Origin of the sequence: Streptomyces mangrovisoli, from assembly GCF_000974985.2 — a bacterium.
Lineage (GTDB): Bacteria > Actinomycetota > Actinomycetes > Streptomycetales > Streptomycetaceae > Streptomyces > Streptomyces mangrovisoli.
In genome coordinates this window covers 1-6,565 of the sequence record NZ_LAVA02000183.1, presented here as the reverse complement: position 1 = coordinate 6,565, position 6,565 = coordinate 1, and the positions used below count along the sequence as shown (strand labels likewise).

Genomic DNA, 6,565 nt, shown 5'->3' with positions numbered 1-6,565 from the left:
CCCGGCTCGCCGAGTCGGCGCCCGGCATCCGGATCCGGGTGCAGGACGCCGAGGGCGACGCCAGCCTGCCGATGGTCCTGGACCGGCAGGTCGACGTGGCGGTCGCCGTCGAGTACCGCGGGGCGCCGCCCGCCGACGACCCCCGCCTGTCGCATGTCCCGCTCTACGCCGAGCCCTTCGACGCGGTGGTCCCCGTCCACCACCGGCTGGCCGACGAGGCCGAGGTGCCGCTCGCCGAGCTGGCCAAGGACGCGTGGATCGGCCCCTACCCGGGCAACCCCTGCCACGACGTGGTCGTCCTGGCCTGCGAGAGCGCGGGCTTCCAGCCTCGGCTCGAACACTCCTCGGACGACTTCCGCGCGGTCGTCGCGCTCGCCTCGGCCGACGTGGGAGTGGCCCTCGTACCGCGCTCGGCGCTGCGCGGGATGGACCTGACCGGCGTGGTCGTACGGCCGGTGGACGGCGTGGCGCCCACCCGGCGGGTGTTCGCGGCGGTACGGCGCGGCGCGGAGGAGCACCCGCTGATCCGCCCGGTGCTGGACGCGCTGAGCGCGGCCGCGCGGAGCTAGGGGCATCGGCCCTCGACGCGCGTCTCATATCAGGGATACCCTCCCTGATATGAAACAGGATGTCGTGGCCGATCCCGCGTGCGGGACCGGTCCCGCACCGGGACGCGACCCCGTGGATGTCCGCCTGGGTGCGCGGCTGGCCGCCCTGCGGGCCGAACGCGGCTGGTCGCTGGGCGAGTTGGCCGAGCGCAGCGGCGTGAGCCGGTCCACCCTGTCGCGGGCCGAGCGGGCCGAGACCAGCCCCACCGCCGCACTGCTCAACCGCCTCTGCCAGGTCTACGGCCGGACCATGTCGCGGCTGCTCAGCGAGGTCGAGGCGGAGCCCGTGCCGGTCGTGCGGGCCGCCGAGCAGACGGTGTGGGAGGACCCGGCCTCCGGCTTCGTACGGCGCTCGGTCTCGCCGCCGCACACCGGCCTGCGCGGCGAACTCGTGGAGGGCAGGCTCGCCCCCGGCGCCGACCTCGCCTACGACCGCCCGCCCGTACCGGGGCTGGAACAGCACATCTGGCTCCTCGAGGGGACGCTCGCCGTCACCGCGGACGGCACCGAGCACCACCTCGGCGCCGGCGACTGCCTGCGGCTGCGGGTGTGGGGGCCCACCCGGTTCCGCTGCCCCGGGCCCGCGGCGGCGCGCTACGCGCTGGCGGTGGTGCTGCCGTGAACCCCGCCACCACCGTGACCCCGCTGGAGGCGGACGCGCTGGCCGCCGCCGTGGAGGACCTCGCCGACCTGCTCGTCGCCACCGTGCACGGCGGCGCGTCGATCGGCTTCCTGGCGCCGCTGGAGCGCGCCGAGGCCGTCGCCTGGTGGCACGAGCGGAGCGCCGCCGTGGCCGCCGGCCGGCTCGCGGTCTGGGCGGCGCACCACGAGGGACGGCTGATCGGCACGGTCAGCCTGGCCTTCCCGGACAAGAGCAACAGCCGCCATCGCGCGGAGCTCGTCAAGCTGATGGTCCACCCCGACGGCCGCGGCCGGGGCCTCGGCCGGGTCTTGCTCGCCCGCGCCGAGGAGGCCGCCGCGGCGTCCGGCGTCACGCTGCTGCACCTGGACACCGAGACCGACAGCTCCGCCGAGCGGCTGTACCGGGCCGCCGGCTGGACCAGGGCCGGGGTCGTCCCCGACTACGCGGCGAACCCCGCCGGCGAACTGAAGCCGACGACGATCTACTACAAACGGATCGGACCGGCGGCTCGCGCCGGGTGATTGTCAGTGGCGGTGGCTACGGTTTTTCCATGCCGGACGCCGAAGACGTACGCCGTATCGCCCTGTCCCTGCCCGACACGGCCGAGAAGATCGCCTGGAGCATGCCCACGTTCCGGGTGGCCGGGAAGATGTTCGCCACGCTGCCCGAGGACGAGACGTCCATCGCCGTGCGCTGCCCCAAGGACGAACGCGACGAACTCGTGCTGGCCGAGCCCGGGAAGTTCTGGATCGCCGCGCACGAGGCGGGCTTCGCCTGGGTCAGAGCCAGACTCGCGGCCCTCGAGGACGAGGGCGAGCTGCGCGACATCCTGGCCGACTCCTGGCGCCAGGCGGCCCCGTCGCGCCTGCTGGAGGCGTACCCGGAACTGGGCCTGCCGGCCGGCGGCTGACCCGCGCGTCCGCTCACGCCCCCGCCACGAAGTCCCCGATCCGCTTCTGCAGGGCCCCCGCGTCCAGGCCGTGGGCGGCCACGTGTTCCGCCACCGTGCCGTAGCGCCGCAGCTCCCGGCGGCCCACGCCCAGCCCGAGCACCCGGTGGGGCACGTCGGCGAGCGCCTCGCCGGCCGCCGCGGTGGAGGTGCCCGCGAGATACGGCTCGACCAGGACGACGTCCGTGCCCGCCGCCCCGGTGGCCCGGCGCAGCGCGGCCGCGTCGAAGGGCCGTACGGTCGTCATGTACAGGACGGTCGTGTCGAGGCCCTCGGTCGCGTCGAGCACCGCGTCCAGCATCGGCCCGACGGCGACGACCACGCCGCGGCGCCCCTCGCGGACGGTGAGCGCACGGGCGCCGTCCACGGCGTGGGCCTGCCGGTTGGCCTGCACGGACAGCCGTACGTACACCTTGTCGTCGCCCGCCGCGACCGCGTGCCGCAGCAGGGTCTCGGCCTCGTCCGGATGGCCCGGGACATGCACGGTCCAGCCGTCGAGGGTGTCGAGCAGGGCGACGTCGCCGGGCGCCATGTGGGTGTAGCCGCCCGCGGGCCAGTCGAAGGAGGCGGCGGCGCTGACCAGTACGGCACCCGCGTCCTGGTGCCCGAGGTCCAGCTTGAGCTGCTCGAAGGGCCGCTCGACGAGGAAGCTGGCGAAGGTGTGCACGACGGGCCGCAGCCCGGTGAGCGCGAGTCCGGCGCCCGCTCCGATCAGCAACTGCTCGCGGATGCCGACGTTGATCACCCGGTGCGGGTGGCGGCGGCGCGCCTCGGCGAACCCGTCCTTGCCGATCTCGGCGAGGACGACCGCGACGCGCGGGTCCTCGTCGAGGATCCGGGAGACGACGGGTGCGAAGCGCTCACGCATGGTGTCCATGGAAAGGGGCCCTTCTGAAGACGTGGATCGGACGGCGGGTGGATGACGAACGGGAGGCGGACGGCGACGGACGCGGGCGGCGAACGATGGCGGACCGTCCCCCCACCGGTCAGGCGGACTTGGGCTCGACCCGGGCGACGACCACGTGCGGCCGCCCTGGATGCGCCACGGTGAACGCGGAGTGCAGCGCCTCGTGGTCGCGCCCGTCGGCGGTGACCGCCGACCACCCCGCGGCCTCGAAGCGGGCGGAGATCCCGCCGGGCAGCGCGTGGCTGGCGGAGGCGTTGTCGACGACGACGGTGTGCAGCCGCTCCAGCCCCTCGGCGCCGGCGAAGGCGATGGCCTCGTGGTTGCTGCCCTCGTCCAGCTCGGCGTCCCCGACGAGCACCCACACCGCCGGCTCGTCGAGCCCCTGCGCGCGCAGCCCCAGCGCGGTCCCGACCGCGAGCGGCAGCCCGTGGCCCAGCGACCCGCTGCCGATCTCGGCGCCCGGCACCAGGGTGCGGTCCGGGTGGTGGCCGAGCGGGGAGTCGTAGGAGCCGAAGCCGGGCAGCCAGTCCACCGGCACGAAGCCCTTGGCGGCGAGCACGGCGTAGTACGCCATCGGCCCGTGGCCCTTGCTGAGCAGGAAGCGGTCCCGCGCGGGGTCGTCCGGCCGCTTCGGGGAGACCCGCAGGACGCGGTCGTAGAGCACCCACAGCACGTCGAGCGTGGAGGTGGCGGCGGGCCCGTGCTTCTCGTCGCCCGTCATCAGGCTCATGAGTCCGGGCAGGTCGGCGTGGGTCGCCGGGCGGGGGGTTCCCTCGGTGATCGTCATACCGGCGATCGTGCAACCTCAACCAAGGTCGAGGTCAACCGTGCCGGTCCGACGGGAAAGGGGTGCGCGATCAGCGAGCGGAGTGCGGTATTGTTTCTCTGCGCGTTCGGCCAGGGGAAACCCCAGGTCAGCGAGGCTCGGGACGTGGCGCAGCTTGGTAGCGCACTTGACTGGGGGTCAAGGGGTCGCAGGTTCAAATCCTGTCGTCCCGACTTTTCGAAGTCGGAGATCGAGGGGCCGTTCCAGAGAAATCTGGAACGGCCCCTCGATCGTTCTCGGGGTCCGTGCTCAGCCGGTCCCCGTGGCGGCGGCGGAGGCCCCCGCATGGTCCGCGGGCGGAAGGTCAGCGGTTCAGCCTGGCCCGGCTGAGGGCCGCCACGCCGATCGCGGCGAGGGCGATCTGGATCAGCCACTCGACCCAGTCGACGCCGTTGGTGTCGGCGACACCGAGGCCCGCCGCGACGGCCGAGCCGATGAAGGCCGCGACGATGCCGATCACGATCGTCCACAGGATGCCGATGTGCTGGCGCCCGGGAACGACGAGCCGCCCGAGGACGCCGATCACGATGCCGATGACGATCGCGCTGATGACGCCTGAGATCTCCATCCGGTCTGTCACCCCATCAGTAGTTGGTGACGACCGGGTTCCCGCTGTGCGTGCTCGCACTCCACACCTGTGGCCCTTGCATGAAGGAGGTGTGCCCGTGGGCCGGCGTCAGTCGCGGGAGTTGCCGAACAGCACGCGGTAGCCGACCAGGAGGACCAGGGAGCCGGCCACCGCCGCGCCCCACGTGTACAGGTCGAAGAACTGCTTCTGGACCGGGCGGTCGAGGAAGTGCGCGGAGAGCCAGCCGCCGACGAAGGCGCCCGCGATGCCGATCACGGTCGTGCCGATCACGCCGCCCGGGTCGCGGCCGGGCAGCAGGATCTTCGCGATGGCTCCGGCGATCAGGCCGAGGATGATCCAGCTGATGATGCCCACGGTGGTGTCCTTCGTTCTGGTCGAGCCGATACGAGCCGAGCCCAGCCCAGCCGAGTCAAGCCGAGTCAAGCCGAGTCAAGCCGAGTCGAGTGGTGTATTGCCTGGTTGCGCAAGCCTAGGAACGGCCGGGGCGGCGGGTCGAGGGCCGGCGGCCGGTTGCCGTCGATCCGTCGAGGTTCTGTCACCGGTTCGGGACATCCGCGCAGGCGGGGGCCGGGATGCGGGGCCGGGGTGCGGGGCAGGAGGGCGCGGGCCGGGAGGCCAGGGCCCGTGGGGTCACAGGCGCGGGGAGCGGCGCACCGTGAGGATCGCGATGTCGTCGCGGCGGCGGTCGGCGAACGCCCGGACGTCGCCGTACAGCACCCGGGGCAGTTCGGTGGGGGAGCGGTCCAGGTAGTGCGGCAGGCGTTCGTCGAGGGGGTAGAAGGAGCCGTCCGCCGCGCGGGCCTCGACCAGGCCGTCGGTGGTCAGCAGCAGCGTGGAACCGGGCGGGAAGGAGCACCAGTTGACCGTCGTCGGCGCCAACGACAGCTCGCCCAGGCCGAGCGGGACGCCGGAGTCCAGCGCCGGGGTGGTGACCGTCTCGCCGGTCACCAGCCGGGGCGGCACATGCCCGCAGTTGACGAGCTGCGCCTCGGCCCCGAGGTCCACCCCGACGATCAGCGCGGTCACGAACCGCTCGTCGTCACCGGTCTGTTCGGCGTACGAGTTGTGCCGGACGACGGCCGCGTCCAGCGCGTCGACCAGCGCGGTGAGCGTCGGCTCCCGGTGCGCCGCCTCGCGGAACGCGCCGATCACCGCGAACGCGGCGCCCACGGCGGCCAGTCCCTTGCCCTGCACGTCGCCGATCAGCACCCGGGTGCCCCAGGGCGAGGCGACCACGTCGTAGATGTCCCCGCCGACGAGACGGTCCTCCTGCACGGGTTCGTAGACACCGTTGACCAGGACGTCGTCGGTGACCATGGGCAGCGGGTGCAGGATGTGGCGCTGCATGGCCGCGGCGGCCGACCGCAGCCCGAGCATCTCGCGTTCGCGGCGCAGCCGCCGGCGGCAGGCGAGGATGGACGCCCCGCCCAGGCAGAGGGTGAACAGGACCAGCAGCGAGCGGTCCAGCCAGTGCTCCCCGTGGCGCGCCCGCGTCACCGCCACGGAGGCGACGACGAACGTGGTCCAGCCGGCCACGAACCACGTCTGCCGCACCGTGCACAGCGCCGACGCCGCGGCGGGCAGGAACACCAGCAGGCCGAGGAGCCAGACCTCCGAGCCGGTCAGCGCGCCGAGCGCCTCCACCGCGATCGACACCGACACGACGCCGAGGACCAGTTCGAGGTTGCCGGGGGCCTGGATGGTCTCGAAATCCTCGGTGGGCGGCTTCCGGCGCGCAGCGGTCATCGGTACTCCCGGGCAGGTGACGATCTTTCGTACGGTATGCGCCCCCGCGGCGAGCGGGCGGGCGCCCCGCCGATCCACCCCGCCCGCCCCGCCGATCCGCCCCGCCGATCCGTCCGTCCGATCCGTCCGGCCGATCCGCCCCGCCGGCCCGCCCGACCGATCCGCCCGCCCCCTTCAGCCGCCCCCATCCGCCGCCCCGATCCGCGTGCCCCGCCGACCGGGACCCCGGCGTCAGCCGGTCCGCCCCGTCACCACCCCCAGATACGCCCGCAGCATCGCCTTCGCCTCCTCCAGGAG

The 6,565-nt window shown here is 73.8% G+C and carries 9 protein-coding genes and 1 tRNA gene; 5 read left to right on the top strand and 5 right to left on the bottom strand.

Features of this window, described 5'->3' with window-relative positions; all coding sequences use genetic code 11:
• The 4 genes from WN71_RS39295 to WN71_RS39280 all read left to right on the top strand — a co-directional run.
• A partial coding sequence (locus tag WN71_RS39295) for a LysR substrate-binding domain-containing protein (protein ID WP_046581654.1) occupies positions 1 to 569 on the top strand: 569 nt, incomplete at its 5' end.
• 49 nt (positions 570 to 618) lie between these two features.
• The gene (locus tag WN71_RS39290) at positions 619 to 1,230 is read left to right on the top strand and encodes a helix-turn-helix domain-containing protein (RefSeq protein ID WP_046581652.1); all 612 of its coding nucleotides are present in this window, start codon (positions 619 to 621) and stop codon (positions 1,228 to 1,230) included.
• Positions 1,227 to 1,772: a GNAT family N-acetyltransferase gene (locus WN71_RS39285; protein WP_046581650.1), complete on the top strand. Its 546-nt coding sequence runs from the start codon at positions 1,227 to 1,229 to the stop codon at positions 1,770 to 1,772. Before WN71_RS39290 ends, WN71_RS39285 begins: the two co-directional genes overlap by 4 nt.
• 29 nt (positions 1,773 to 1,801) lie before the next feature.
• A complete protein-coding gene (locus tag WN71_RS39280; protein ID WP_046581648.1) occupies positions 1,802 to 2,161 on the top strand; it encodes an MmcQ/YjbR family DNA-binding protein in 360 nt (119 codons plus the stop codon).
• Positions 2,162 to 2,174: 13 nt separating this feature from the next.
• Here the strand turns inward: WN71_RS39280 and WN71_RS39275 are convergent, their stop codons facing one another.
• Both WN71_RS39275 and WN71_RS39270 read right to left on the bottom strand, forming a co-directional pair.
• On the bottom strand, positions 2,175 to 3,077 hold the full coding sequence (locus tag WN71_RS39275; RefSeq protein WP_046581647.1) for a transketolase family protein: 903 nt from the start codon (positions 3,075 to 3,077) through the stop codon (positions 2,175 to 2,177).
• 109 nt (positions 3,078 to 3,186) lie between these two features.
• The gene (locus WN71_RS39270; RefSeq protein ID WP_046581645.1) at positions 3,187 to 3,894 is read right to left on the bottom strand and encodes a thiamine pyrophosphate-dependent enzyme; all 708 of its coding nucleotides are present in this window, start codon (positions 3,892 to 3,894) and stop codon (positions 3,187 to 3,189) included.
• A gap of 138 nt (positions 3,895 to 4,032) precedes the next feature.
• Here WN71_RS39270 and WN71_RS39265 point away from each other — a divergent pair.
• Positions 4,033 to 4,106: transfer RNA gene (locus WN71_RS39265), tRNA-Pro, on the top strand.
• Between the two features lie 131 nt (positions 4,107 to 4,237).
• Here WN71_RS39265 and WN71_RS39260 read toward each other — a convergent pair.
• The 3 genes from WN71_RS39260 to WN71_RS39250 form a co-directional block, all read right to left on the bottom strand.
• The gene (locus tag WN71_RS39260; protein ID WP_046581643.1) at positions 4,238 to 4,501 is read right to left on the bottom strand and encodes a GlsB/YeaQ/YmgE family stress response membrane protein; all 264 of its coding nucleotides are present in this window, start codon (positions 4,499 to 4,501) and stop codon (positions 4,238 to 4,240) included.
• Between the two features lie 108 nt (positions 4,502 to 4,609).
• Positions 4,610 to 4,876: a GlsB/YeaQ/YmgE family stress response membrane protein gene (locus WN71_RS39255; RefSeq protein ID WP_046581641.1), complete on the bottom strand. Its 267-nt coding sequence runs from the start codon at positions 4,874 to 4,876 to the stop codon at positions 4,610 to 4,612.
• Positions 4,877 to 5,152: 276 nt separating this feature from the next.
• Positions 5,153 to 6,268 carry a PP2C family protein-serine/threonine phosphatase gene (locus WN71_RS39250; protein WP_046581640.1) on the bottom strand — a complete coding sequence of 372 codons (1,116 nt, stop codon included), beginning with the start codon at positions 6,266 to 6,268 and terminating at the stop codon, positions 5,153 to 5,155.
• Positions 6,269 to 6,565: the final 297 nt, after the last annotated feature.

What these genes read in the sequence shown, in the direction of transcription:
- WN71_RS39260 (WP_046581643.1), bottom strand. Translation starts at nt 4,501, where the DNA reads ATGGAGATCTCAGGCGTCATCAGCGCGATCGTCATCGGCATCGTGATC.
- WN71_RS39275 (WP_046581647.1), bottom strand. Translation starts at nt 3,077, where the DNA reads ATGGACACCATGCGTGAGCGCTTCGCACCCGTCGTCTCCCGGATCCTC.
- WN71_RS39280 (WP_046581648.1), top strand. Translation starts at nt 1,802, where the DNA reads ATGCCGGACGCCGAAGACGTACGCCGTATCGCCCTGTCCCTGCCCGAC.
- WN71_RS39270 (WP_046581645.1), bottom strand. Translation starts at nt 3,894, where the DNA reads ATGACGATCACCGAGGGAACCCCCCGCCCGGCGACCCACGCCGACCTG.
- WN71_RS39290 (WP_046581652.1), top strand. Translation starts at nt 619, where the DNA reads ATGAAACAGGATGTCGTGGCCGATCCCGCGTGCGGGACCGGTCCCGCA.
- WN71_RS39250 (WP_046581640.1), bottom strand. Translation starts at nt 6,268, where the DNA reads ATGACCGCTGCGCGCCGGAAGCCGCCCACCGAGGATTTCGAGACCATC.